Raw genomic sequence first — 23,722 nt, 5'->3', positions numbered from 1 at the left:
AAAGTGGGCAGTATACTGCGCAGCCCCTCCCAGTGAGCAATATAGTGCACAAAGATTCCGAGCACCGGGCTTCGGTGTTGCAGCATGTCAGCCAGAACGTTCGCCGCCTGCGTGGCGATGCTGGCCTGAGCCAGAGCGCCCTGGCCGAGCGTTCCGGGGTCAGCCGGCGAATGCTGGTGGCCATCGAGGCGGGCGAGAAGAATGTCAGCCTGACCACCCTCGACCTGATCGCCGAAGCGCTGGGGGTGGCCTTCAGTACGTTGATCCAGGCGCCGGAGCGCCGAGACCCCAGCCGTATCGACGAGCTGGCCTGGGCTGGCGAGCACCCCGCCAGCCGAGCGGTATTGCTGGGCAGCAGCCCGGCACGGCGTGAGGTGGAGCTGTGGGAGTGGACCCTGGCGCCTGGCGAATGCTACGCCAGCGAAGCCGACGCGGCCGGCTGGAGCGAGCAGATCTACGTGGCCGAAGGCTGCCTGACCCTGATCATAGAAGGCGGCGAGCGGCAGTTGGCGCAGGGCGAGTTCTTTGTCTTCCCCAGCGATTGCCGCTACGCCTACCGCAATGACGGCGAGGTAAGCGTGCGTTTTGTCCGCAACGTGGTGATCTGAGCGCATCGCCAACTGCCATCTGTGGGCGCCAGCCTTGCTGGCGAACCTGGGGCCGAGCTGGATGGCAGCGGTGTCAGGGTCGGCTTTCAGGCGTGCAGCAGCTCGTCGGTGCTCACCACTTCGGCATAGGCAAAGGCCAGCGCCGCCATCGACGTGGCCTGTATCTGCGCCGCCGGCACCTGCTTGCCAGCGAAGTCCAGGGCCAGGGTGGCGCAGGCATCGTGGGCCACCTTGACGGCGTAACCGAAGTCCGCCGCGGCGCGTACGGCCGCATCGATACACATATGGCTCATGCTGCCAACGATGCTCAGGGTGGTAATGCCGTACTGATCGAGCAGCGCCTTGAGCTCGGTGTCGCGAAAGGCGTTCACCTGCTGCTTGAGCACCACCGGCTCACCCGCCGCCGGTGCCACCTTGGGGTGGATCTGCGCCCCCGTCGAGCCCGGGGCGAAGAACGGCGCATCGCTGTTGGCGAACTCATGGCGCACATGCACCACCAGATCACCCCGTTCACGCGCTTTGGCCAGCAGGCGCGCTGCGTTGTCGGCGGCGGCGTCGGCACCGTCCAGGGTCCATTTGCCGCCGGGGAAGTAGTCGTTCTGGATATCGATGATGATCAGGGCCTGCTTGCTCATGGTGCCTCCTGCGGCAGTAGTGATGAACTGCCGATAGTTATAGGCTGGGCCGACCTGTTTGAGGATTGGCGCGAGCGACACAATGACGGCAAAAACTGACAGCCTGGAAATCGGCGTGCTGTGCTACCCCGGCGCGCAAAGTGCGGCCGTGCACGGCATGACCGACCTGTTCGCGGTGGCCAATCGGGTGGCCGGGCAGCTGGGCGATCACGACCTGCCGGCGCTTCGGGTCAGCCATTGGCAGCTCGAGGCCAGTGGGCAGTTGCAGGTGATCGCGGATACGCACCCTGGCCCCGGGCATGCCCTGCGCGCGCTGATGATCCCGCCGAGCCTGGCGGCCACGCCATCGGCCGAGTTGCTGCAGGCCCATCGCGTGGCGCTGTGTGCGCTGCATGCCCAGGGCGTGGTGCTGGCTTCGGTGTGCATCGGCGTGTTCCTCATCGCCGGCAGCGGCCTGCTCGATGGACGCCCGGCATGCACCCACTGGAACTACGCCCAGGCCTTGAGCGAGCGCTTTCCCCAGGTGCGGGTGCAGGGGAGTCAGCCACTGCTCGATGATGGCGATATCGTCACCTCGGCGGGGCTGATGGCCTGGACCGATCTGGGGCTGCACCTTATCGAGCGTTTCGTCGGCCATGGCCTGGCCCGCGAAACCGCGCGCTACCTGTCGGTCGAACCCGCGCCCGCGCCGTTGCCGGGGGCGCTGTTCCAGCCCCGGCTGGAGCATGGCGATGAGGCGGTGCTGAAGGTTCAGCATTGGCTGCAAGGCGAAGAAGCTCGCGCAGCCAGCCTGGCGGACATGGCGCGTTGCGCGGGCCTGGAGCCACGCACCTTCCTGCGCCGTTTTCGCGCCGCCACCGGCCTGCGTCCCACCGAATATGCCCAGCAGGTCCGGGTGGGTCGCGCTTGTCGCTTGCTGGAGTTCACCCGGCGCAACGTCGAGCAGATCGCCTGGGGCGTCGGCTACCAGGACCCTGGCGCCTTTCGCAAGGTGTTCCAGCGCCTGACCGGGATGACCCCCAGCGACTACCGGCGACGGTTCGCGGTGGTCTGCGGCTGAGCCTCAGGCCTGGCTGGGCGGATGCGGCCCTGGGCCTTCGTCGGCCAGCCGGTCATGATGATTGCGCAGCGGGCACTCTTTGAGCGACATGCAGCCACAGCCAATACAGCCGTCGAGCTGGTCACGCAGCATGAGCATTTCGTCGATGCGCCGGGTCAGGTCCTCGCGCCATTGCGCCGACAGGCGCTGCCAGTCCCCGGCGGTGGGGGTGTGGTCGCAGGGCAGGGTATCCAAGGCCCTGGCGATGTCGCCCAGGGGAATACCCAGGCGCTGGGCCATCTTGATCACCGCCACCCGGCGCAACACCGCCCGCGGGTAGCGGCGCTGGTTGCCGGCATTGCGGGTACTGTGGATCAGCCCCTTGGTTTCATAAAAATGCAGGGCGGTCACCGCCACGCCGCTGCGGGCCGCCAGTTGACCGACGCTGAGCAGGCGGTCCTGGGAGGAGGGCGATTTCATCGGCAAGAAAATCCTTGACCTTGAGTTAACTGGAGGTTTTACCCTCCTCGACCATCTGCTGCAAGTGTCCGAAACGAGGAGATCCGCGATGGCGGCCAACACCCATTCCCTGTGGTTCACCCAGATGATCGAGTACAACGTGCCCGCGCTGCGCCAGGAGGCGCTGGCCGAGGCCCTGGTCAGCCGTAGCGAGCAGTTGGCGCAGCGCTGCGCCGGGCTGCTGAATGTCAGTATCCAGGTCAGTGACGACGGCCAGCGGGTGCTGCAGCACCTGCAGTGGCAGTCACGCCAGGCCTGGGCGGCGGCGGCGGGCTATTTCGTCGAGGAGCCGTTCCTCGACCTGTTGTGCCAGCACCAGGCCCGCGGGGTGAACTTCGCCGCCTACCAGACACTGCGCAGCCTGGTGCGCGGCGCCGATGGCGGCTTGCATTGCCAGGTTGGCGCGGCTCAGGCGTACCAGGGCGCGTAGTGCGGGTAGCGGTCGAGGCGGGCACCGATGACCATCTCGCCGATCCAGGCAGCGAGGATCGCGCTGTAGGCCTTCTGGCTCTGTTCGCTGGACAGCGCATGGTCGGCGCCATCGACCAGGCGATGGGTCATCGAATGGGCGCTGACGAAGGCCGAGCGGTAGCTCATCAGTGTACTGTGCGGCACGTAGTCGTCCTGCTCCGACTCCACCAGCAGCACGTCGCCGCCGAATTCGGCGCAGGCCGCCAGGGCGCGGTTGTCGGCCGGGCCCAGGCTGCGCAGGCGATAGGCGCTCAGGCGTTGGCGGTCGAGGCCCTGCTTGGGCGTGTTCCACTCATCGTCCCAGTACAGCGCCGGCACCCGCAGCGCCAGCCACTTCACGGCCCGACGGGTGCTCAGCAGTGTCGCCAGGTAACCGCCGTAGCTGCTGCCGATCACGGCGATGGCGCTGGGGTCTACCGAGGGGTGGCCGGCCAGGCGGTCGTAGGCGGCCAGCAAGTCGTCGAGGTTCTGTTCGCGGGTGACGGTCAGGCGCTGGCTTTCGGTTTTTTCGTGACCGCGCAGGTCGAAGGTCATGCACACACAGCCCAGCCCGGTGATCTGCCGGGCGCGGGCAAGGTCGCGTTGCTGGCTGCCGCCCCAGCCATGCACGAAAAGGATGCCCGGCATGCGGCTGCCGGGGCTGACCAGGGTGCCGGCGATGGTTTCGCCTTCGACCTGCAGTTCGATGTTTTCACTCTCGATGGTCATGGTCGCGTATCCGTGCATATTTGCTGAGTTGTCCGAGTTCACTGTCATGCCCCTGGTAGAACAGCGTGGCGTCGGCGGGCAGTCGCGCCCGGCCGAACACCTCGTGGGTCGATGCGCATAGCCGCTGCAGCGCCGGATCCTCGGCAAAGGCCGTCAATGCCAGGACCTCGGCCGGACTGGCGCCACCCAGGCGCCAGGATTGTTCGAGCACGCCACTGCGCAGATGGCCGTGGCTGTCACGACCGCGGGCGATGTCATAGTTACGACGTGAAGCGATAAATCCGGGGAAGTAACGTTCGGCGGCCTGTTCGTAGGCCGTCGCCTGGGTGATGGCCAGGCGTAGGTGATCCGCAAGCGGTAATTGCAGCAATTTCTGGTAGTCGCCGCGCACGAGCACCAGATCGGAGCCGCCGTACACTTCGGTGCCCGCGTGGTCGCGGGTCAGGTGCTGGATGCCGTGGTAGCTGAGGGTCAGCCCTGCGACGCGGACCTGACCGACGCTGAAGGTCTCGACGTCGGCGAGGTCTTCCTCCAGGACCAGGCCCCACAGTGCCAGCGTCTGTTCGTCCATGCCCTCCAGCAACGGCTCCAGGGCCTGGGCGTCGGTGATGACCTGCTGGCCCCGACCGGCGCAGGCCAGCACCGGCTTGATGCGTACCGGTCCCTCGCGCAGCAGCAGCTCGGTCGCCCGGCGGGCGTCACCTTTGGAAAACACCGTATAGCCACGGAGCAGGGCATCGCAGGCTTGCTGTGCAAACGCATCGGTCCAGCCGGGCGGGAAGCTGGCGTCGGCAGGCACTGGGTGGGAGATGGCCTTGGTAGCGAGGTGCGGATGACTGACGGCTCCGCCAAAAAGGTCGTTCTCGTCCTGGATGCCGAGCATCGCCTGACGCGCCGGATCGACCAGGGTTTCGCTCGGTACGTAGTAACAGCATGCTTCGGCGTCGGGCAGAAGCGTTGGCGCGACGCACTCGATGCCCAACAGACGTGCCAGGTACTCGGCGATCCTCAGTTGGGTCGCCCGCTCGTGTTCGGGTGTGTATTCGAGGGTGTCGAGCAGTACGACGGCGCTTTTCGGTTCGCGGGAGTGGGGCATGGCCAGCCTCGCGTTCGCAGGGTGTGTAAGGGGTGTGAAGTCTCGCGGGCTGTTTAGTTCAGGAAGAGGGATCGACGGTCGGCAGGGCACTTGGGGCAATGCATGCCTTGTTACGGTCGTGGTGATTGCGGGCGCCCGCCAGCTGTTTCATTATCGACGGCCTGGACCCGTCGATACCTATCCGCAGGAGTGCGCATGAACAGTCAGTCCCCGCTTCACGAATCCGTACCGGCGCGGCTTGCCCGCGTGCGCGAGGCCATGGCCCGGGAGGGCGTTGCTGCCCTGCTGGTGCCCTCGGCCGACCCGCATCTGTCCGAGTACCTGCCTGGCTATTGGCAGGGGCGGCAATGGTTGTCCGGTTTCGAGGGGTCGGTGGGCACGCTGGTGGTCACGGCGGATTTCGCTGGACTCTGGGCTGACAGTCGCTATTGGGAACAAGCGAACAAGGAGCTGGCCGGCAGTGGCATCGAGCTCATGAAGCTGCGGCCCGGTCAGCCAGGCGCGTTGGAGTGGTTGGGTGCAAAGGTCGACGGTACCGTGGCGGTGGATGGTGCGGTCATGGCAGTGGCCGCTGCCCGCCAGTTAAGCGAGCGTCTGCAGGCGCGGGGCGCAAAGCTGCGTACGGATATCGATCTGCTGACCGAGGCCTGGAGCGGCCGGCCATCGTTGCCGGGCAATCCGGTGTACCAGCACCTGCCACCGCATGCGACCGTCAATCGTGCGCAAAAGCTTGCCGATCTGCGGGGCACCCTGCAGGAAAAAGGCGCCGACTGGCATTTCATTGCCACGCTCGACGATATCGCCTGGCTGTTCAATTTGCGTGGCAGCGACGTTTCCTACAACCCCGTGTTCGTCTCTTTCGCGTTGGTCAGCCAGGACAAGGCGTATCTGTTCGTCGGGCGCGAAAAGGTCGATGGGCACTTGCGTCAGGTATTGGCGGCCGATGGTATCGAGGTCCGTGACTACGTAGCGGTCGGCGACGCGCTGTCGGCGATTCCGGCCACGGCCAGCCTGCTGGTGGATCCGGCGCGGGTCACCCGTGGGCTGCTGGATCACCTGCATGAGCAGGTGCGGCTGGTCGAGAGCATCAATCCGACGACCTTGAGCAAGTCGCGCAAGGGTGAAGGGGATCTCGCCCATATCCGCCAGGCCATGGAGCAGGACGGTGCGGCGCTGTGCGAGTTCTTCGCCTGGTTCGAAGCGCATCAAGGGCAGGCGCGGATCACCGAGCTGACCATCGACGAGCAACTGAGCGCGGCGCGGGCGCGCCGCCCTGGCTACGTGTCGCTGAGCTTCTCGACGATTGCCGCCTACAACGCTAATGGCGCGATGCCGCATTACCGCGCCACCGAAGCATCCCACGCCGTGATCGAGGGCGATGGCCTGTTGCTGATCGATTCAGGTGGCCAATATCTCGGTGGTACGACCGACATTACCCGCATGGTGCCGATCGGCGAGCCGAGCCAGGCGCAAAAGGCCGACTGCTCGAGGGTACTCAAGGGCATGATCGCCTTGTCGCGGGCGCGTTTCCCCCGGGGCATCCTTTCGCCACTGCTCGATGCCATTGCCCGGGCGCCGATCTGGGCCGACCGGGTCGACTATGGACACGGCACCGGCCATGGTGTCGGCTACTTCATGAATGTGCACGAAGGGCCGCAGGTGATTGCCTACCAGGCCGCCCCGGCGCCGCAGACGGCGATGCAGCCGGGGATGATCAGCTCGATCGAGCCGGGTACCTACCGGCCGGGGGAGTGGGGCGTGCGCATCGAGAACCTGGTGGTCAATCGCGAGGCCGGTAGCAGCGAGTTTGGTGATTTCCTCGAGTTCGAAACGCTGACCCTGTGCCCGATCGATACGCGCTGCCTGTTGGTCGAGGCGCTCGGCAGCGAGGACATCGCCTGGTTGAATCGCTATCACCAGACGGTGCGCGAACGCCTGGCCCCATTGCTGAGCGGGGACGCGTTGGCATGGTTGGAGCGACGTACCGCGCCGATCTGAAACCGGCCCAGCTGAAATTGAAAGGGCAGCCCTTGGCTGCCCTTTTCGTTATTTGCAGATCACGATCATGCTGCGGCTGGTATAGCCTGCGGGGTTGATGCCAAAGACATAGTCGCCAGGCTCTTCGTCTGTGTCGCCTGAGCGGGCGATAACCTTGTAGCCTTTGCTGCTGCAGGAGCTAGCGGCCTTGTTGTAGCACTTCTCCCACGACGAGGAGAGCCCCGAGCAGTTGATATGCAGGCCTTTTTTCCCCCGCTTCACCTCGGTGTTGGCGGTTGCGGCGCATCCGGCCATGGCCAGAATGGCCAGGATGAGCAAAATACGTTTCATTCCTGTCCTTATGCGGCCCGACTACTTTACGGGCCTGTCGTCAGCGCTTCGTGTCTTCCCTGATGTTCCCTGGCTTCCCTTTGCCGCCCAGTAGATAGCGTCATGATTATGATTTTATGACAGCTTAATCAGCGAAGCTGAGCGGTACAAGGATGAATAACCATTCAAATGAAAATATTTCTCAATTCAGTCGGCGGCCACCGGCGGGTTGCTCTCGCGCTTCATCGACAGCGTCGCCCCTACCGACGCGGTGATAATCGCAAGAATGGCCAGCCACTGCCAGAGGGTGAGCTGTTCGCCGAGGAACAGCAGCCCGGACAGCGCGCCGAAGGCCGGCTCGATGCTCATCAGGGTGCCGAAGGTGCGGGCAGGCATGCGGGTCAGGGCGACCATTTCCAGGCTGTAGGGCAGGGCAGTGGAGAGTACCGCCACGGCCAGGGCCACCGGGAGCAGGGCGGGTGTCAGCAGGGCGCTGCCGGCATGGACGATGCCGATGGGGGCGACGAACAGCGCGGCGATCACCACACCCAGGGCGGCGGTCTGGATACCGTTTTCGGCTCCGGCGCGTTGCCCATATAGAATGTACAGCGCCCAGCATACGCCGGCCCCCAGCGCGTAGCCGGCGCCAAGTGGGTCGATGCCGCCGCCGGTCTGGCCGACGGGTATCAGCAGCAGCAGGCCGATGACGGCCAGGGCGATCCAGACGAAGTCCAATGCTCGCCGCGAGGCCAGCAGCGCCACGGTGAGTGGGCCGGTGAATTCCAAGGCGACGGCGATGCCGAGTGGGACGCTGCGCAAGGACATATAGAAGAGGAAGTTCATCCCGCCCAGGGCCATGCCGTAGATGATTACGCTGCGCAGGGTGTTGGCATCCAGCCGTGCGCGCCAGGGGCGCAGCAACAGCACCATGATGATGCTGGCGAAGATCAGGCGCAGGGTGGTGGTGCCTTGTGCGCCGACGATGGGGAACATGCTTTTGGCCAGCGATGCGCCGGATTGGATGGAGGCCATGGCGATCAGCAGCAGGCCGATGGGGAATAGCGTGGCGGCCAGGCTGCGTTGGGGGGTGTTCATGCTTGGGGAAGTCCGTGGTTGTGCGGGCAAGGTGCGCAATATAGTGCGCAATTGCGGGTGGGGGATGCAATGGCTGTGGCTATATAGATAGTGGTGAGGGGGGTGGTGTTTGGAGGTGTCTGTCTGGAGAGGGGGTGTTGAGAGATTTCTGGCTGGAGTTTGTGTTTGCGTTGAGAGGTGTCCGCCGTTGGGCATTCAGCGCCTGGGTGATCGAGCGCCGCCCGCGCGGCGCTCGATCTGCTAGGCGCTGCAAGGCTTATGGCGGGCCCCTGGCGCCCCTGATGCGGTCTTCCCTTAAATATTTCAATTTCTTGAAATTAAAGGTTGACGCAGTTCCAGATCCCCTTATAATGCGCCCCACTTCCAGCGACAACGGAACGCGAAACTCCTTGAGATTCAACGAGTTAAGCGAGTTCGAAGGCGGTGCAAGGGCTTCGGTTTCACATCGAAAGCGGTGAAAAAGGTGGTTGACAGCAGGTTGTAACGCTGTATGATTCGCCTCCCGCTACGAGAGATCGCAGCGAGTCAAGTGTTTGAAGTGAAACGAAAAACTTCAAAATAAACGCTTGACACGAAATGAGGTTAGCGTAGAATGCGCGCCTCGGCTGAAGCGAAACGCTGAAAGCCAACCGCTCTTTAACAAATTGAATCAAGCAATTCGTGTGGGTGCTTGTGAGTACGGACTGATAGTCGCCAAGATTATCAGCATCACAAGTGGCCATGCGAGAAATCACATAGTCATTTGAGATTGCTGAGCCAAGTTTAGGGTTTCTTAAAAACCCAAGCAGTATTGAACTGAAGAGTTTGATCATGGCTCAGATTGAACGCTGGCGGCAGGCCTAACACATGCAAGTCGAGCGGATGACGGGAGCTTGCTCCTTGATTCAGCGGCGGACGGGTGAGTAATGCCTAGGAATCTGCCTGGTAGTGGGGGACAACGTTTCGAAAGGAACGCTAATACCGCATACGTCCTACGGGAGAAAGCAGGGGACCTTCGGGCCTTGCGCTATCAGATGAGCCTAGGTCGGATTAGCTAGTTGGTGAGGTAATGGCTCACCAAGGCGACGATCCGTAACTGGTCTGAGAGGATGATCAGTCACACTGGAACTGAGACACGGTCCAGACTCCTACGGGAGGCAGCAGTGGGGAATATTGGACAATGGGCGAAAGCCTGATCCAGCCATGCCGCGTGTGTGAAGAAGGTCTTCGGATTGTAAAGCACTTTAAGTTGGGAGGAAGGGCAGTAAGTTAATACCTTGCTGTTTTGACGTTACCGACAGAATAAGCACCGGCTAACTCTGTGCCAGCAGCCGCGGTAATACAGAGGGTGCAAGCGTTAATCGGAATTACTGGGCGTAAAGCGCGCGTAGGTGGTTCGTTAAGTTGGATGTGAAAGCCCCGGGCTCAACCTGGGAACTGCATCCAAAACTGGCGAGCTAGAGTATGGTAGAGGGTGGTGGAATTTCCTGTGTAGCGGTGAAATGCGTAGATATAGGAAGGAACACCAGTGGCGAAGGCGACCACCTGGACTGATACTGACACTGAGGTGCGAAAGCGTGGGGAGCAAACAGGATTAGATACCCTGGTAGTCCACGCCGTAAACGATGTCAACTAGCCGTTGGAATCCTTGAGATTTTAGTGGCGCAGCTAACGCATTAAGTTGACCGCCTGGGGAGTACGGCCGCAAGGTTAAAACTCAAATGAATTGACGGGGGCCCGCACAAGCGGTGGAGCATGTGGTTTAATTCGAAGCAACGCGAAGAACCTTACCAGGCCTTGACATGCAGAGAACTTTCCAGAGATGGATTGGTGCCTTCGGGAACTCTGACACAGGTGCTGCATGGCTGTCGTCAGCTCGTGTCGTGAGATGTTGGGTTAAGTCCCGTAACGAGCGCAACCCTTGTCCTTAGTTACCAGCACGTTATGGTGGGCACTCTAAGGAGACTGCCGGTGACAAACCGGAGGAAGGTGGGGATGACGTCAAGTCATCATGGCCCTTACGGCCTGGGCTACACACGTGCTACAATGGTCGGTACAGAGGGTTGCCAAGCCGCGAGGTGGAGCTAATCTCACAAAACCGATCGTAGTCCGGATCGCAGTCTGCAACTCGACTGCGTGAAGTCGGAATCGCTAGTAATCGCGAATCAGAATGTCGCGGTGAATACGTTCCCGGGCCTTGTACACACCGCCCGTCACACCATGGGAGTGGGTTGCACCAGAAGTAGCTAGTCTAACCTTCGGGAGGACGGTTACCACGGTGTGATTCATGACTGGGGTGAAGTCGTAACAAGGTAGCCGTAGGGGAACCTGCGGCTGGATCACCTCCTTAATCGAAGACATCAGCCTGCTGATGAGCTCCCACACGAATTGCTTGATTCATATGTGAAGACGATCAAGACCCTATATAGGTCTGTAGCTCAGTTGGTTAGAGCGCACCCCTGATAAGGGTGAGGTCGGCAGTTCAAATCTGCCCAGACCTACCAATATGCGGGGCCATAGCTCAGCTGGGAGAGCGCCTGCCTTGCACGCAGGAGGTCAGCGGTTCGATCCCGCTTGGCTCCACCACTTTCTGTTGTGTCTACTTGATCAGAACTTAGAAATGAACATTCGTTGATGAATGTTGATTTCTGACTTTTGTCAGATCGTTCTTTAAAAATTCGGATATGTGATAGAAATAGACTGAATGCCAGTTTCACTGCTGGTTATTCAGGCTAAGGTAAAATTTGTGAGTTCTGCTCGAAAGAGCAACGTACGAATTTTCGGCGAATGTCGTCTTCACAGTATAACCAGATTGCTTGGGGTTATATGGTCAAGTGAAGAAGCGCATACGGTGGATGCCTTGGCAGTCAGAGGCGATGAAAGACGTGGTAGCCTGCGATAAGCTTTGGGGAGTCGGCAAACAGACTGTGATCCAGAGATCTCTGAATGGGGGAACCCACTCAGCATAAGCTGAGTATCTTGTACTGAATACATAGGTGCAAGAGGCGAACCAGGGGAACTGAAACATCTAAGTACCCTGAGGAAAAGAAATCAACCGAGATTCCCTTAGTAGTGGCGAGCGAACGGGGACCAGCCCTTAAGCTGGTTTGAGATTAGTGGAACGCTCTGGAAAGTGCGGCCATAGTGGGTGATAGCCCCGTACACGAAAATCTCTTGCCAGTGAAATCGAGTAGGACGGAGCACGAGAAACTTTGTCTGAACATGGGGGGACCATCCTCCAAGGCTAAATACTACTGACTGACCGATAGTGAACCAGTACCGTGAGGGAAAGGCGAAAAGAACCCCGGAGAGGGGAGTGAAATAGAACCTGAAACCGTATGCGTACAAGCAGTGGGAGCCTACTTTGTTAGGTGACTGCGTACCTTTTGTATAATGGGTCAGCGACTTATATTCAGTGGCGAGCTTAACCGAATAGGGGAGGCGTAGCGAAAGCGAGTCTTAATAGGGCGCTTTAGTCGCTGGGTATAGACCCGAAACCGGGCGATCTATCCATGGGCAGGTTGAAGGTTAGGTAACACTGACTGGAGGACCGAACCGACTACCGTTGAAAAGTTAGCGGATGACCTGTGGATCGGAGTGAAAGGCTAATCAAGCTCGGAGATAGCTGGTTCTCCTCGAAAGCTATTTAGGTAGCGCCTCATGTATCACTGTAGGGGGTAGAGCACTGTTTCGGCTAGGGGGTCATCCCGACTTACCAAACCGATGCAAACTCCGAATACCTACAAGTGCCGAGCATGGGAGACACACGGCGGGTGCTAACGTCCGTCGTGAAAAGGGAAACAACCCAGACCGTCAGCTAAGGTCCCAAAGTCATGGTTAAGTGGGAAACGATGTGGGAAGGCTTAGACAGCTAGGAGGTTGGCTTAGAAGCAGCCATCCTTTAAAGAAAGCGTAATAGCTCACTAGTCGAGTCGGCCTGCGCGGAAGATGTAACGGGGCTCAAACCATGCACCGAAGCTACGGGTGTCATCTTTGATGACGCGGTAGAGGAGCGTTCTGTAAGCCTGTGAAGGTGAGTTGAGAAGCTTGCTGGAGGTATCAGAAGTGCGAATGCTGACATGAGTAACGACAATGCGAGTGAAAAACTCGCACGCCGAAAGACCAAGGTTTCCTGCGCAACGTTAATCGACGCAGGGTTAGTCGGTCCCTAAGGCGAGGCTGAAAAGCGTAGTCGATGGAAAACAGGTTAATATTCCTGTACTTCCAGTTATTGCGATGGAGGGACGGAGAAGGCTAGGCCAGCTTGGCGTTGGTTGTCCAAGTTTAAGGTGGTAGGCTGAGATCTTAGGCAAATCCGGGATCTTAAGGCCGAGAGCTGATGACGAGTGCTCATTAGAGCGCGAAGTGGTTGATGCCATGCTTCCAAGAAAAGCTCCTAAGCTTCAGATAACTGGGAACCGTACCCCAAACCGACACAGGTGGTTAGGTAGAGAATACCAAGGCGCTTGAGAGAACTCGGGTGAAGGAACTAGGCAAAATGGCACCGTAACTTCGGGAGAAGGTGCGCCGGTGAGGGTGAAGCACTTGCTGCGTAAGCCCACGCCGGTCGAAGATACCAGGCCGCTGCGACTGTTTATTAAAAACACAGCACTCTGCAAACACGAAAGTGGACGTATAGGGTGTGACGCCTGCCCGGTGCCGGAAGGTTAATTGATGGGGTTAGCGCAAGCGAAGCTCTTGATCGAAGCCCCGGTAAACGGCGGCCGTAACTATAACGGTCCTAAGGTAGCGAAATTCCTTGTCGGGTAAGTTCCGACCTGCACGAATGGCGTAACGATGGCGGCGCTGTCTCCACCCGAGACTCAGTGAAATTGAAATCGCTGTGAAGATGCAGTGTATCCGCGGCTAGACGGAAAGACCCCGTGAACCTTTACTATAGCTTTGCACTGGACTTTGAGCTTGCTTGTGTAGGATAGGTGGGAGGCTTTGAAGTGGGGACGCCAGTTCTCATGGAGCCATCCTTGAAATACCACCCTGGCAACCTTGAGGTTCTAACTCAGGTCCGTTATCCGGATCGAGGACAGTGTATGGTGGGTAGTTTGACTGGGGCGGTCTCCTCCCAAAGAGTAACGGAGGAGTACGAAGGTGCGCTCAGACCGGTCGGAAATCGGTCGTAGAGTATAAAGGCAAAAGCGCGCTTGACTGCGAGACAAACACGTCGAGCAGGTACGAAAGTAGGTCTTAGTGATCCGGTGGTTCTGTATGGAAGGGCCATCGCTCAACGGATAAAAGGTACTCCGGGGATAACAGGCTGATACCGCCCAAGAGTTCATATCGACGGCGGTGTTTGGCACCTCGATGTCGGCTCATCACATCCTGGGGCTGAAGCCGGTCCCAAGGGTATGGCTGTTCGCCATTTAAAGTGGTACGCGAGCTGGGTTTAGAACGTCGTGAGACAGTTCGGTCCCTATCTGCCGTGGACGTTTGAGATTTGAGAGGGGCTGCTCCTAGTACGAGAGGACCGGAGTGGACGAACCTCTGGTGTTCCGGTTGTCACGCCAGTGGCATTGCCGGGTAGCTATGTTCGGAAGAGATAACCGCTGAAAGCATCTAAGCGGGAAACTTGCCTCAAGATGAGATCTCACTGGGATCTTGAATCCCCTAAAGGGCCGTCGAAGACTACGACGTTGATAGGTTGGGTGTGTAAGCGCTGTGAGGCGTTGAGCTAACCAATACTAATTGCCCGTGAGGCTTGACCATATAACACCCAAGCAATTTGCTTACGCAGATTGTGGTGGTGAAGACGAAAGACCCGAAGATTCGTAGGGCCACAAATTCACATATCCGAATTGGCTGAGAGTGCTGCAAGGCATTCACGGCAACCGAATTTCTTGACGACCATAGAGCATTGGAACCACCTGATCCCATCCCGAACTCAGTAGTGAAACGATGCATCGCCGATGGTAGTGTGGGGCTTCCCCATGTGAGAGTAGGTCATCGTCAAGATTCATTTCGCAAAACCCCTATCTGCGCGAGCAGGTAGGGGTTTTGTCTTTGTGGTGCAGAAAACCCCGGCAGGTGCGGCCCTTGTAGGAGCGGCCTTGTGTCGCGATCGGGCGCGCAGCGGCCGCAAAACCTGCAGCCTCGGTCCTCCAGGACAATCGCGTCGCCTGGATTACGGCCGCTGCGCGCCCGATCGCGACACAAGGCCGCTCCTACAAGCGCCATTGCAGGCAGACCGCGCCGCTTGGTTCGCCAGCAAGGCTGGCTCCTACAGGCCGCAGGCGGGCGGCGATCGCTGTAGGAGCCGGCCTTGCCGGCGAACACCGGCGCAGCCGGTGCCATCCTGCAGCCTCGGTCCTCCAGGACAATCGCGTCGCCTGAATTACGGCCGCTGCGCAGCCCTTTCGCGACACAAGGCCGCGCCTACAGGGTGCGTGGCAGGGTTTGCGCAGCGCACGTTAAAGCGAAGTGCTCAACCCCGCGCCAGTTCCGCCAGATGTGCCGTCGCTTCTTCGCTCTTGAGCACCAGCACATCACCCTCGAGCGCATCCAGCACCACCTCGGCGGTATTGCCGATCAACGCCCCGGAAATCCCGGTGCGGGCCACGGTGCCGATAATCGTCACCACGGCATCGCACTGTTTCTCGGTATACGGAATGAGTACATCAGCCGGGCCTTCCGCGATATGCAGGCGCTCGTCACTGATATCGAACTCGGCCTGGAACGCCAGGCAGGCTTCCCGGTAGCGTTTCTCGATGGTTTCGGTGAGCTGGTACACAGGATCGGCCGCTGACAACATGGGCGAGGGGTGGGCACTGATCACATGCAGCTCACCCTTGGCCAGGGCGGCGATGTCATAACCATGATCGATGATGCTGGCATGCAGGCGGCGATGGGCTTCATCCTGGTTGCCCACATCCACGGCCGCGAGGATCTTGCCTCCCGTCCAGGGCCGTTCGCTCTTGACCATCAGCACTGCGCAGGGGCATTCGCGCAACAGTTTCCAGTCACTGGGCGTCAACAATGCCTTGCGCAGCGGGTTGTCGGGGCGATGCTCCTTGATCACCAGCTCACAACCCTCGGCCTGCTGCACATGGATGATCGACTTGTGCAGGTTGTCCTTCCAATGCTGCTCGTGGGTGACGTTGTCGTAGCCATCGTCGTGCAACTGGCTGCTGAGCAAGCTGAGCAGCGCATCATGGTCCTGCTTCTTGTCGCACATCAGCAGGTGCAGGCGCGCGCCGGTCACCCCGGCAATCAGCTTGGCCCGGGTCAGGGCGCGGCTGTGGGCGTGCTCGGGGTCGAGTACGACAAGAATGCTGCGAACGGCTTGCATGGGCATGAACTCCCTTCAGGATGGCGGCCAATGCCTGACTATAGACGGCGCTGCTCCGCCCGCCGCTTGATATGTATCAAGCATAGCCACTGGCACAGGGCGCCGTCGCCGGTATAATCGCCAACCCTGCCGATGTCCTGTGTGGTTGCGAGTGTCATGTCCCTGATTCCTGAAATCGACGCCTTCCTGGGTTGCCGTACCCCCGATGCCTGGATCGAGGCCGCACTGGCCGACCAGGAAACCCTGCTGATCGATCACAAGAATTGCGAGTTCAAGGCCGCCAGCACGGCGCTGAGCCTGATCGCCAAGTACAACACCCACCTCGACCTGATCAACATGATGTCGCGCCTGGCCCGTGAAGAGCTGGTGCACCATGAGCAGGTGCTGCGCCTGATGAAGCGCCGTGGCGTGCCGCTGCGGCCGGTGTCGGCCGGGCGCTATGCCTCAGGCCTGCGGCGCCTGGTGCGGGCCCATGAGCCGGTCAAGCTGGTGGACACCCTGGTGGTCGGCGCCTTCATCGAGGCGCGCAGCTGCGAGCGCTTCGCCGCGCTGGTACCGCATTTGGACGAAGAGCTCGGCACCTTCTACCACGGCCTGCTCAAGAGCGAGGCGCGGCATTACCAGGGCTACCTGAAGCTGGCCCACCAGTACGGTGATGCCGCGGATATCGCCCGGGTCGTCGAGTGGGTACGTGAAGCGGAGGCCGAGCTGATCAGCTCGCCCGACCAGGAACTGCGTTTCCACAGCGGTATCCCGCAGGCCCTGGCCGCCTAGCCGGTTACTGGCGACGCCCCAGCAGCAGGCCCACCACCAGGCCGAAACCGGCGGATACTGCCACGGTCTGCCAGGGGTGTCCGCCGATGTATTGCTGGGTCGCCTCGACCACAGGCTGGGCCTTCTGCCCCAGGCGACTGGTGGCGTCGCGGGCCTGGCGCAGCTTCAGGCCCAGTTGCGCGCGCAGGGTATCGGCATCCTCGCCAACCAATGAAGCGCTGTCGCTGAGCAGCCGTTCGGATTCCTCGATCAATGCCTGCAGTTCGCTGAACACCTGGTCCTTGATCTGGTCGCTGTCGGCTTGCGCGGCGGTTTTCCTGGCCATGTACACATCCTCGTGAAGGGTAGGGAGTTGATCAGTGGATGCCACGGCGCCGGGAAAGTTGCAGCGGCGTTCCGGTGGCCTGGCCCTACAGTGTAAGATAGCGGCCATTTTCAGCGGCAGGTATTACCCCCATGAGTTTCAATCTGGCCAATTTGAGCTTCCAGGAACGGGCGCAGATCGAGGCCGAGAAATCCCGTTTGTTCGAGTTCTGGCAGAGCAACCTGGGCAAGGCCAAGGGCGAGGCGGCGCGCTTGATTGCCGAGAAGCCGCGGCGCAAGGGCAAGTGGGCGGAGTGGGTGCGCGCCGAACTCGAGGGCATGTCGCCACCTGAGTTCACCAACCTGGTGCGCAGCGAGGTCAACAAGATGATGGCCGCCGCCAGCAACAACCGCTGATTCAGGCGAACACCTCCAGCACCGCCGCACGCACCCGCTCCACCAGCGGGTCCAGCGGCCCGCTGCTGCGCCAGCCCAGCTCGATCGGGTAGCGTGGCAGCGCCAGTGGGCAGGGCAGTACCTGCAGCCCGGTATTGCTGGCAATCGCCCTGGCCGCATGGCCGGGCAGGGTGGCCAGGTAGCGGGTGCCCTTGAGCAAATGCCCCAGCGCGGCAAAATGGCTGGTGGCCGCGCAGATCGTGCGATGCTTGCCCATGGCGGCCAGGGCCTCGTCGACAATCCCCACGAAACCACCTGACGACACCAGGATCTGTTCCCGCTCGACGAAGGCGTCGAGGCTCAGCTGTGCCTGACCGGGCGCCAGGCTCGCCGGATCGACCAGGCACTGGTAGTCACCGTCGCCGAGCACCACCCGGCTGAGCAGGCGCTGGGCAAAGCCGCCCGAGGTCAGCGCCAGGTCCAGGCTGCGCTCCAGCAAGCCCTGGGCGACGATCTGGCTGTGGGTCTGGCGAAAGATCAGGCGCAGCCCTGGGGCCTGCCGGCGTACCGCGGCGATCAGGGCCTGGCCGTAGGCGATCTCGAAGTCGTCCGATAACCCCAGGCTCAGCGACCGGCCCTCGAAGTGGTTGGCCTCGGGGTCGAGCAACGCCAGGCTTTGCCTGCACTTGCCCAAGGCCTCGCTGATCAGCGGCTTGAGCTGGTTGGCGCGCAGGGTCGGGCTCAGGCCGCGGCCGGTGCGCACGAACAGCGGGTCGTCATACACCTGGCGCAGGCGGCGCAGGGCGGCACTGACCGCCGACTGGGTCAGGCCCAGGCGCAAGGCGGCGCGGCTTGCGCCCCCTTCGTCGTGCAGCGCTTCGAAGACTTTCAGCAGGTTCAGGTCGATGTCGATGATATTCATCAGGTCAATATCATTCAGTAGTGAAGTGGGCTTTATTCATGAGTGCAGCGCGCCGGAGAATCTACCAGACCTTTACCCTGACCGGAGTCTCGAAAAATGCCCAAGTCCATTGTCGCCGCGCTGCAGATCGGCTCGTTGCCTGAAGGCAAGGCCGCCACCCTGGAACAGATCATCGGTTATGAGCAGGCCATTCGCGACAGCGGCGCCAGCCTGGTGGTAATGCCCGAAGCGTTGCTGGGGGGCTACCCGAAAGGCGAGGGCTTCGGCACGCAACTGGGCTATCGCCTGCCCGAGGGTCGGGAGGCCTTTGCCCGCTACTTCGCCAACGCCATCGACGTACCAGGCGCCGAAACCGAGGCACTGGCGCAGCTGTCGGCACGCACCGGCGCCAGCCTGGTAGTCGGGGTCATCGAGCGCAGTGGCAACACCCTGTATTGCACCGTGCTGTTCTTCGAGCCGGAGGCAGGCCTGCTGGCCAAGCACCGCAAGCTGATGCCCACCGGCACCGAACGGCTGATCTGGGGCAAGGGCGACGGCTCGACGCTGGCGGTGGTGGACAGCCGCGCCGGGCGTCTCGGCGCCGCGGTGTGCTGGGAGAACTACATGCCGCTGCTGCGTACCGCGATGTACGCCAAGGGTGTGCAGGTGTGGTGTGCGCCGACCGTGGACGAGCGGGAGCTGTGGCAGGTGAGCATGCGCCACATCGCCGCCGAAGGGCGCTGTTTCGTCATCAGTGCCTGCCAGGTGCAGGACTCGCCGGCGGCCCTGGGCCTGGAGGTGCCCAATTGGCCCGCCGAGCGGCCGCTGATCAATGGTGGCAGCGTGATCGTCGGCCCGCTGGGCGAGGTCTTGGCCGGGCCCCTGGTGGCCACGCGCGGGCTGTTGACCGCCGAGGTCGATACCGCGCAACTGGTGCAGGCCCGCTACGATTTCGACGTGGTCGGCCACTATGCGCGGCCCGATGTGTTCGAGCTGTGCGTGGACGAGCGCGCCCGCCCGGGGGTGCGTTTCGTCGCCGACTGACCGCTACCAGCCGGCCTGTGCCGGGCTGGGCAGGTCGAGCTTGCCCTTGTCGGTGAAGCGCACGGTGCCCAGCGGGCCACCGGCCAGCTTGCCGCGCAGCACATAGGGCAGGCCCTGCAGCGACTCGACCCGGCTCAGGCCATAGGCCTGGCGCAGGAAGGCGAAGGCGGTGATGCTCACCGGCACCACGATCACCGCCTCGTCGTAACGGCCGATGTGCCCGCGCTGGTCACTCACGCCGGCGGCCAGGGGCTGGTCGTTGACCTCCAGGTTCAAGGCGATGCCGTTGAACTCCACGGGCGCCTCGTTGGGGTTCTGCACGCGGATCTTCACCGCCATGCGCAGTTCCAGGTCCTGGCCGGGCAGGGGGTCGATGCCGATCACGCTGATCGTCAGCGGATCGCGGTTGTGAAACAGCGCACAGGCGTTCAAGCCCAGGCACAACAGCAGGATCAGGCAGCAGCGGACGAACATGGCGATGACGCTCTCGGCTCACGGGCGAGCCGGCAGTGTGGCAAATACCCGGCGGCGTTGAAAGTGTGGGTCGATATGAAAGATACTGTTTCTCATTAACGTCCGATAACGCTTCCCGACCTCTATCCATGGCGACCTCTCCCGTGTCCGGGCTGCTGGCCAGTTTCCAGGAGCACTACGACGACCTGTTGCAGTTCCTGACCCGGCGCATGAGCGACCGTCAGCGCGCCGCCGATGTCGCCCAGGAAACCTACCTCAAGCTGGTCAAGGTCGACGGCCAGGCGGTGCAGGTGCTGCATGCGCGCAGCTTCATCTTCCGCGTGGCCGGCAACCTGGCCATCGATGCCCTGCGCCGCGAAAAGCGCCTGGCGGCCAGCCACGAGGACAGCGATGGCGCCACCGCGCTGGCCTGCCCGGCGCCACCGCCAGAGGCCGCCTTGCTGGCCCGCGAGCGCCTGCAGATCCTCGACGAGGCGTTGTTGCAGCTGTCCAGCAATGCGCGCCAGGCGCTGTTGCTCAACCGTGTCGAAGGCCTGACCCAGGCGCAGATCGCACGACGGCTGGGCGTTTCCGAGAGCATGGTGGCAAAATACATCGGCCAGGCCCTGCGCCATTGCCGTGACTGGCTCAAGCACAACCATGACTGAAGCCCACGCCATGCCCAGCTGCCAACCCCCCAGTGTGCTGTCCGACGATGCCCTCGACTGGCAGGTGTTGCTGCACGCGGGCAATGCCACGGCCGCCGATCGCGCGCGCTACCAGCGCTGGTGCCAGTTGAGCCCGGCGCATGCCGAGGCGGCGGCTGAGGCCGAGGCGCTGTGGCGAGACCTGGGCCACACGCCGAGCGCCCAGGCTCGCCCGGCACCACCGCGCCTGCGGCGGCGGCTGTCGGCGATCGCCGCGTCGCTGGTGCTGTGCATGGCCGGCTATGCGGGCTGGCAGCAGGTGCCGTTCTGGCAGGCGGATTACCATACGGCTGTCGGCCAGCGCCAGAGCCTGACCCTGGCCGACGGCTCGCGGGTCACGCTCAACAGTGCCAGTGCCTTGTCGGTGGTCTTCAGCGAGCATGAGCGCAAGGTCACGCTGGAGGCGGGCGAGGCGCTGTTCGAGACGGTCGCCGACCCACGCCCGTTCGTGGTGCAGGCCGCAGGCGCGCCGGTGACCGGCAACGCGGCAGTGTTCAGCGTGCGCCGCCAGCCCGGCGGCGACCAGGTACTGTTGGCCGAAGGCCAGGCGCAAGTGGCCGGCCAAGCCTTGCAACCCGCGCCGGATGCCGCTACCCGCACGGCCTGGCAACGCGGCAAGCTGATCTTCAACGGCAAGCCGCTGGGCCAGGTGCTGGCGGAGCTTGAGCGTTACCAGCATGGCCGTATCGTCATTCCCGACCATCAGCTCGCGGCCCTGGAAGTCAGCGGCGTGTTCGACCTCGACGACCCCCATGCGCTGTTGCGCACCCTCGAGCAACGCTATGGGCTGAAAGTCACCTACCTGCCGTTCCTGGCGGTGGTGTACTGAGCCCAGCGAATCGGCAATCGAAATTTTTTTCATTTACCACTGCAAGTTCATCGCAGCCAGATCGTCGTAGGGGCACTGATCAGCCAACCCCCTTTTTCTCCGACTGTCTGGAAGCTCTTTCGTGAAGGCTACGCTCCCGCACCGCTTCAAACATGCCTTGCTGTCCTGCACTGCCCTGGCCTCCCTGGCCGGGCCGCTGCTGGTCGAGGCTGGCACCGACGCCCCCGCTGGCAGCGCCCAGGCCCGCCAGGTCAGGCTCGAGCTGGCGGTTCAGCCGCTGGACCAGGCCCTCACCGCATTCGCCGACCAGGCCGGGCTGCACCTGCTGTACACCACCTCGGACGTGGCCGACCTGCAGGCGCCGCCGCTCAGCGGCAGCTACAGCCTGGAGCAGGCGTTGCAATCCTTGCTGGCTGGCAGCGGCGTCAGCTACCAGTTCAACGACGCGCGCACGGTCACCCTGCGCCGCGCCGCGCCGCCGCAGAGTGTCAACCTCAAGCCCATCGAGGTCAGCGTGGCATCGCGCACCAGCACCGCGATCAGCGAGATCCCCGGTACGGTCTGGGTGGTCGACCAGCAGCAGCTGCGCGAGCAGATCGACAGCGGCGTCAGCCTCAAGGAGGCCATCGGCAAGCTGGTGCCAGGCCTGGACCTGGCGCCGGAGGGGCGGACCAACTACGGCCAGAACATGCGCGGTCGCGACGTGCTGGTGATGATCGACGGCGTCAGCCAGAACAGCTCCCGCGGCCTGTCGCGGCAGTTCGACAGCATTTCCCCGTTCAACGTCGAGCGGGTCGAGGTGCTGTCCGGCGCCAGCGCCATCTACGGGGGTGGCGCCACCGGCGGGATCATCAACATCGTCACCAAGAAGGGCGAGCCGGGCCCGCTGCGCTTCGAAACCCAGCTGGGCGCCAGCAGCGGTTTCAACAACAGCGACGACCTGTCGACCCGTATCGCCCAGTCGATCAGCGGCGGCAACGAGCGGGTCAATGCCCGCCTGGGGATTTCCGGCGAGCAGAACGAGGCGTTCTACGACGGTGCCGGCGAGCAGGTCTTCATCGACAACACCCAGACCGACCTGCAGTACAACCGCAGCCTCGACCTGCTCGGGACCCTGGGCCTGACCCTGAGCGATGAACAGCGCCTGGACCTGCTGGCCCAGTACTACGACTCCGGCAACCATGGCAGCACCGGCATCTATTTCCCCAACCTGCGTCACAACGCGCCCTCCGACCTTGAAGACGCCGAGCTGCGCGGTGGTTATTCATCCGACTTGCAGCCGCGTACCCGGCGCTTGCTGCTCAACGCCAATTACCACCACCGCGACCTGCTCGGCCAGGACTTCTACCTGCAGGCCTCGTACCGCAAGGAAAACGACAACTTCTACCCGTTTCCCTACTACAACACCGGCAAGCCCACCGGTTCGCGCGGCGTGTACTTCGCCGCGTCGCAGCAGAACTTCGAGGTTTCCAACCTCAAGGCACTGTTCGCCAAGCAGTGGGACACCCTCAAGCTGACCTACGGCGTCGACCTCGACCGCGAGCGCTTCAACGCCGAGCAGACCACCTTCGATGCACGGGTCTCGTCCCAGAGCGGCGGCCTGGACCTGGACAAGGCCAGCAAGGCGCCGCGCTACCCCAGCTACCGGGTCGATGGCGTGTCGTTCTACAGCCAGCTCGACTGGCACGCCACCGACCACCTGACCCTGTCCGGCGGCGCCCGCCGCCAGCAGATGGATGTCCAGGTCAGCGACTTCAAGAGCGTGCCCGGCGGCAGCAACGACTACCAGGTGAACCTGTACAACCTCGGCGCCATCTACGACTTCAAGAACGGTCACCAGGTATGGAGCAACTACGGCGAGGGCTTCGAATTGCCCGACCCGGCCAAGTACTACGGCAAGCCGGGCCTGTCGGTGGGCGACAACCCGCTGGCCGGGATCAAGAGCCGCCAGGTGGAGGTGGGCTGGCGCTATGCCGACCTGGACTGGAACGCCCAGGCGGCGCTGTACTACATCTGGTCGGACAAGGTCATCAATGTCGATTCCGCCACCCTGACCATCGATGTCGAGGAGCAGAAACGCCGTGACTTCGGTTTCGAAGGGGCGTTGAGCCGCTATTTGTACAACGGCTGGGAGACCGGCGGCACCTTGCACCTGGTGCGCTCGCAGGAGCAGGACGCCGACGGCGACTGGATCAAGCGCGACGCGCGCTATGCCTCGCTGTCCAAGGCCACCGCCTTCGTCGGCTGGAAGGGCGATGGCCGCACGGCGCGGTTGCAGGCCAACCACGCCTTCACCCTGCGCGACGATGCCGATCACCAGATCGACGGCTACACCACCTTCGACTTGCTGGGCAGCCAGGAGACCGGCGTGGGCACCTTCAGCGCCGGTGTGCAGAACCTGTTCGACAAGCAGTACAGCACGGTGTGGGGCCAGCGGGCGACGCTGTTCTACGCGCCGACCTATGGGCCGGCCTACCTGTACGACTACCAGGGCCGTGGGCGGACCTACACCTTGACCTGGAACCTCGTCTATTGAGCATGGCCGCGGGTTGATCGGC

At 62.3% G+C, this 23,722-nt stretch carries 19 protein-coding genes, 2 tRNA genes, 3 rRNA genes and 1 pseudogene; 15 read left to right on the top strand and 10 right to left on the bottom strand.

Going from position 1 to position 23,722, the window contains the following annotated elements; all coding sequences use genetic code 11:
* Nucleotides 1-44: 44 nt before the first annotated feature.
* Nucleotides 45-608: a helix-turn-helix domain-containing protein gene (locus tag KSS95_RS19000; RefSeq protein WP_217848678.1), complete on the top strand. Its 564-nt coding sequence runs from the start codon at nt 45-47 to the stop codon at nt 606-608.
* Between the two features lie 86 nt (nt 609-694).
* On the opposite strand, the gene KSS95_RS18995 is transcribed toward KSS95_RS19000, so the two are convergent.
* Complete coding sequence (locus KSS95_RS18995; protein WP_217848677.1) at nt 695-1,243, bottom strand: cysteine hydrolase family protein; 549 nt, start codon at nt 1,241-1,243, stop codon at nt 695-697.
* An 82-nt stretch (nt 1,244-1,325) separates the two neighbouring features.
* On the opposite strand from KSS95_RS18995, the gene KSS95_RS18990 reads away from it, so the two are divergent.
* Entirely contained in the window at nt 1,326-2,303 is a 978-nt protein-coding gene (locus KSS95_RS18990) for a GlxA family transcriptional regulator (RefSeq protein WP_217848676.1), read from the top strand.
* A 3-nt stretch (nt 2,304-2,306) separates the two neighbouring features.
* Here KSS95_RS18990 and soxR read toward each other — a convergent pair whose 3' ends face one another.
* Nucleotides 2,307-2,762, bottom strand: coding sequence for a redox-sensitive transcriptional activator SoxR (gene soxR, locus KSS95_RS18985; RefSeq protein ID WP_302467656.1), 456 nt, complete (start codon nt 2,760-2,762; stop codon nt 2,307-2,309).
* A gap of 88 nt (nt 2,763-2,850) precedes the next feature.
* On the opposite strand from soxR, the gene KSS95_RS18980 reads away from it, so the two are divergent.
* Nucleotides 2,851-3,231, top strand: a complete 381-nt coding sequence (locus tag KSS95_RS18980) for an antibiotic biosynthesis monooxygenase (protein ID WP_217848675.1) — start codon at nt 2,851-2,853, stop codon at nt 3,229-3,231.
* On the opposite strand, the gene KSS95_RS18975 is transcribed toward KSS95_RS18980, so the two are convergent.
* Complete coding sequence (locus KSS95_RS18975) at nt 3,210-3,980, bottom strand: alpha/beta hydrolase family protein (protein WP_217848674.1); 771 nt, start codon at nt 3,978-3,980, stop codon at nt 3,210-3,212. The two genes, KSS95_RS18980 and KSS95_RS18975, sit on opposite strands and share 22 nt — an antisense overlap.
* Nucleotides 3,964-5,076 (bottom strand): DUF3182 family protein, encoded by a 1,113-nt coding sequence (locus KSS95_RS18970; RefSeq protein ID WP_437179559.1) that lies wholly within the window; start codon nt 5,074-5,076, stop codon nt 3,964-3,966. Before KSS95_RS18970 ends, KSS95_RS18975 begins: the two co-directional genes overlap by 17 nt.
* A 195-nt stretch (nt 5,077-5,271) precedes the next feature.
* Between KSS95_RS18970 and KSS95_RS18965 the strand changes: the two genes are divergently transcribed.
* On the top strand, nt 5,272-7,074 hold the full coding sequence (locus tag KSS95_RS18965; RefSeq protein WP_217848672.1) for an aminopeptidase P family protein: 1,803 nt from the start codon (nt 5,272-5,274) through the stop codon (nt 7,072-7,074).
* Nucleotides 7,075-7,122: 48 nt separating this feature from the next.
* Here KSS95_RS18965 and KSS95_RS18960 read toward each other — a convergent pair whose 3' ends face one another.
* Both KSS95_RS18960 and rhtA read right to left on the bottom strand, forming a co-directional pair.
* Nucleotides 7,123-7,404 (bottom strand): hypothetical protein, encoded by a 282-nt coding sequence (locus KSS95_RS18960; protein ID WP_134692638.1) that lies wholly within the window; start codon nt 7,402-7,404, stop codon nt 7,123-7,125.
* Between the two features lie 186 nt (nt 7,405-7,590).
* Nucleotides 7,591-8,478, bottom strand: a complete 888-nt coding sequence (gene rhtA / locus KSS95_RS18955) for a threonine/homoserine exporter RhtA (protein WP_217848670.1) — start codon at nt 8,476-8,478, stop codon at nt 7,591-7,593.
* A gap of 792 nt (nt 8,479-9,270) precedes the next feature.
* Here rhtA and KSS95_RS18950 point away from each other — a divergent pair.
* The 5 genes from KSS95_RS18950 to rrf all read left to right on the top strand — a co-directional run bounded on the left by KSS95_RS18950 (nt 9,271) and on the right by rrf (nt 14,424).
* Nucleotides 9,271-10,807: ribosomal RNA gene (locus tag KSS95_RS18950) — 16S ribosomal RNA — on the top strand.
* A gap of 77 nt (nt 10,808-10,884) precedes the next feature.
* Nucleotides 10,885-10,961: transfer RNA gene (locus tag KSS95_RS18945), tRNA-Ile, on the top strand.
* 6 nt (nt 10,962-10,967) lie between these two features.
* Nucleotides 10,968-11,043, top strand: a tRNA-Ala gene (locus KSS95_RS18940).
* Between the two features lie 242 nt (nt 11,044-11,285).
* Nucleotides 11,286-14,178, top strand: a 23S ribosomal RNA gene (locus tag KSS95_RS18935).
* 130 nt (nt 14,179-14,308) lie between these two features.
* Nucleotides 14,309-14,424: ribosomal RNA gene (gene rrf / locus KSS95_RS18930) — 5S ribosomal RNA — on the top strand.
* The 16S, 23S and 5S rRNA genes sit together here with 2 tRNA genes alongside, the layout of an rRNA operon.
* A 469-nt stretch (nt 14,425-14,893) precedes the next feature.
* Here rrf and KSS95_RS18925 read toward each other — a convergent pair.
* The gene (locus tag KSS95_RS18925) at nt 14,894-15,757 is read right to left on the bottom strand and encodes a universal stress protein (RefSeq protein WP_217848668.1); all 864 of its coding nucleotides are present in this window, start codon (nt 15,755-15,757) and stop codon (nt 14,894-14,896) included.
* A gap of 156 nt (nt 15,758-15,913) precedes the next feature.
* On the opposite strand from KSS95_RS18925, the gene KSS95_RS18920 reads away from it, so the two are divergent.
* Nucleotides 15,914-16,531 carry a MiaE family protein gene (locus tag KSS95_RS18920; protein ID WP_217848665.1) on the top strand — a complete coding sequence of 206 codons (618 nt, stop codon included), beginning with the start codon at nt 15,914-15,916 and terminating at the stop codon, nt 16,529-16,531.
* A 4-nt stretch (nt 16,532-16,535) separates the two neighbouring features.
* Here the strand turns inward: KSS95_RS18920 and KSS95_RS18915 are convergent, their stop codons facing one another.
* The gene (locus KSS95_RS18915) at nt 16,536-16,856 is read right to left on the bottom strand and encodes an ElaB/YgaM/YqjD family protein (RefSeq protein ID WP_217848663.1); all 321 of its coding nucleotides are present in this window, start codon (nt 16,854-16,856) and stop codon (nt 16,536-16,538) included.
* A gap of 131 nt (nt 16,857-16,987) precedes the next feature.
* Here KSS95_RS18915 and KSS95_RS18910 point away from each other — a divergent pair, with 131 nt between their 5' ends.
* Complete coding sequence (locus KSS95_RS18910) at nt 16,988-17,251, top strand: hypothetical protein (protein ID WP_134693215.1); 264 nt, start codon at nt 16,988-16,990, stop codon at nt 17,249-17,251.
* Between the two features lies 1 nt (nt 17,252).
* Here the strand turns inward: KSS95_RS18910 and KSS95_RS18905 are convergent, their stop codons facing one another.
* Nucleotides 17,253-18,161 (bottom strand): LysR family transcriptional regulator, encoded by a 909-nt coding sequence (locus KSS95_RS18905; protein WP_217854034.1) that lies wholly within the window; start codon nt 18,159-18,161, stop codon nt 17,253-17,255.
* An 87-nt stretch (nt 18,162-18,248) separates the two neighbouring features.
* On the opposite strand from KSS95_RS18905, the gene KSS95_RS18900 reads away from it, so the two are divergent.
* The gene (locus tag KSS95_RS18900; RefSeq protein ID WP_217848661.1) at nt 18,249-19,175 is read left to right on the top strand and encodes a carbon-nitrogen hydrolase family protein; all 927 of its coding nucleotides are present in this window, start codon (nt 18,249-18,251) and stop codon (nt 19,173-19,175) included.
* 3 nt (nt 19,176-19,178) lie between these two features.
* On the opposite strand, the gene KSS95_RS18895 is transcribed toward KSS95_RS18900, so the two are convergent.
* The gene (locus tag KSS95_RS18895) at nt 19,179-19,649 is read right to left on the bottom strand and encodes an LEA/WHy family protein (protein WP_217848659.1); all 471 of its coding nucleotides are present in this window, start codon (nt 19,647-19,649) and stop codon (nt 19,179-19,181) included.
* Nucleotides 19,650-19,777: 128 nt separating this feature from the next.
* Between KSS95_RS18895 and KSS95_RS18890 the strand changes: the two are divergent.
* From KSS95_RS18890 to KSS95_RS18880, 3 genes and pseudogenes are all read left to right on the top strand, one after another.
* Nucleotides 19,778-20,284, top strand: a pseudogene (locus tag KSS95_RS18890) (RNA polymerase sigma factor); the annotation flags it as partial.
* Between the two features lie 4 nt (nt 20,285-20,288).
* Nucleotides 20,289-21,164, top strand: a complete 876-nt coding sequence (locus KSS95_RS18885; protein WP_225935532.1) for a FecR family protein — start codon at nt 20,289-20,291, stop codon at nt 21,162-21,164.
* Nucleotides 21,165-21,285: 121 nt separating this feature from the next.
* Nucleotides 21,286-23,700: a TonB-dependent receptor gene (locus tag KSS95_RS18880; RefSeq protein ID WP_225935531.1), complete on the top strand. Its 2,415-nt coding sequence runs from the start codon at nt 21,286-21,288 to the stop codon at nt 23,698-23,700.
* The last annotated feature ends 22 nt before the right edge of the window (nt 23,701-23,722 follow it).

This window comes from Pseudomonas muyukensis, assembly GCF_019139535.1.
GTDB classification, from domain to species: Bacteria; Pseudomonadota; Gammaproteobacteria; order Pseudomonadales; family Pseudomonadaceae; genus Aquipseudomonas; species Aquipseudomonas muyukensis.
Note: the sequence above shows the minus strand (reverse complement) of the source record. Positions and strands in the feature narration are given on the sequence as shown.

What these genes read in the sequence shown, in the direction of transcription:
- KSS95_RS18895 (WP_217848659.1), bottom strand. Translation starts at nt 19,649, where the DNA reads ATGTTCGTCCGCTGCTGCCTGATCCTGCTGTTGTGCCTGGGCTTGAAC.
- KSS95_RS18910 (WP_134693215.1), top strand. Translation starts at nt 16,988, where the DNA reads ATGAGTTTCAATCTGGCCAATTTGAGCTTCCAGGAACGGGCGCAGATC.
- KSS95_RS18900 (WP_217848661.1), top strand. Translation starts at nt 18,249, where the DNA reads ATGCCCAAGTCCATTGTCGCCGCGCTGCAGATCGGCTCGTTGCCTGAA.
- KSS95_RS18995 (WP_217848677.1), bottom strand. Translation starts at nt 1,243, where the DNA reads ATGAGCAAGCAGGCCCTGATCATCATCGATATCCAGAACGACTACTTC.
- KSS95_RS18925 (WP_217848668.1), bottom strand. Translation starts at nt 15,757, where the DNA reads ATGCAAGCCGTTCGCAGCATTCTTGTCGTACTCGACCCCGAGCACGCC.
- KSS95_RS18885 (WP_225935532.1), top strand. Translation starts at nt 20,289, where the DNA reads ATGACTGAAGCCCACGCCATGCCCAGCTGCCAACCCCCCAGTGTGCTG.
- KSS95_RS18915 (WP_217848663.1), bottom strand. Translation starts at nt 16,856, where the DNA reads ATGGCCAGGAAAACCGCCGCGCAAGCCGACAGCGACCAGATCAAGGAC.
- KSS95_RS18975 (WP_217848674.1), bottom strand. Translation starts at nt 3,980, where the DNA reads ATGACCATCGAGAGTGAAAACATCGAACTGCAGGTCGAAGGCGAAACC.
- KSS95_RS18990 (WP_217848676.1), top strand. Translation starts at nt 1,326, where the DNA reads ATGACGGCAAAAACTGACAGCCTGGAAATCGGCGTGCTGTGCTACCCC.
- KSS95_RS18980 (WP_217848675.1), top strand. Translation starts at nt 2,851, where the DNA reads ATGGCGGCCAACACCCATTCCCTGTGGTTCACCCAGATGATCGAGTAC.
- KSS95_RS18965 (WP_217848672.1), top strand. Translation starts at nt 5,272, where the DNA reads ATGAACAGTCAGTCCCCGCTTCACGAATCCGTACCGGCGCGGCTTGCC.
- KSS95_RS18960 (WP_134692638.1), bottom strand. Translation starts at nt 7,404, where the DNA reads ATGAAACGTATTTTGCTCATCCTGGCCATTCTGGCCATGGCCGGATGC.
- soxR (WP_302467656.1), bottom strand. Translation starts at nt 2,762, where the DNA reads ATGAAATCGCCCTCCTCCCAGGACCGCCTGCTCAGCGTCGGTCAACTG.
- KSS95_RS18970 (WP_437179559.1), bottom strand. Translation starts at nt 5,076, where the DNA reads ATGCCCCACTCCCGCGAACCGAAAAGCGCCGTCGTACTGCTCGACACC.
- rhtA (WP_217848670.1), bottom strand. Translation starts at nt 8,478, where the DNA reads ATGAACACCCCCCAACGCAGCCTGGCCGCCACGCTATTCCCCATCGGC.
- KSS95_RS18920 (WP_217848665.1), top strand. Translation starts at nt 15,914, where the DNA reads ATGTCCCTGATTCCTGAAATCGACGCCTTCCTGGGTTGCCGTACCCCC.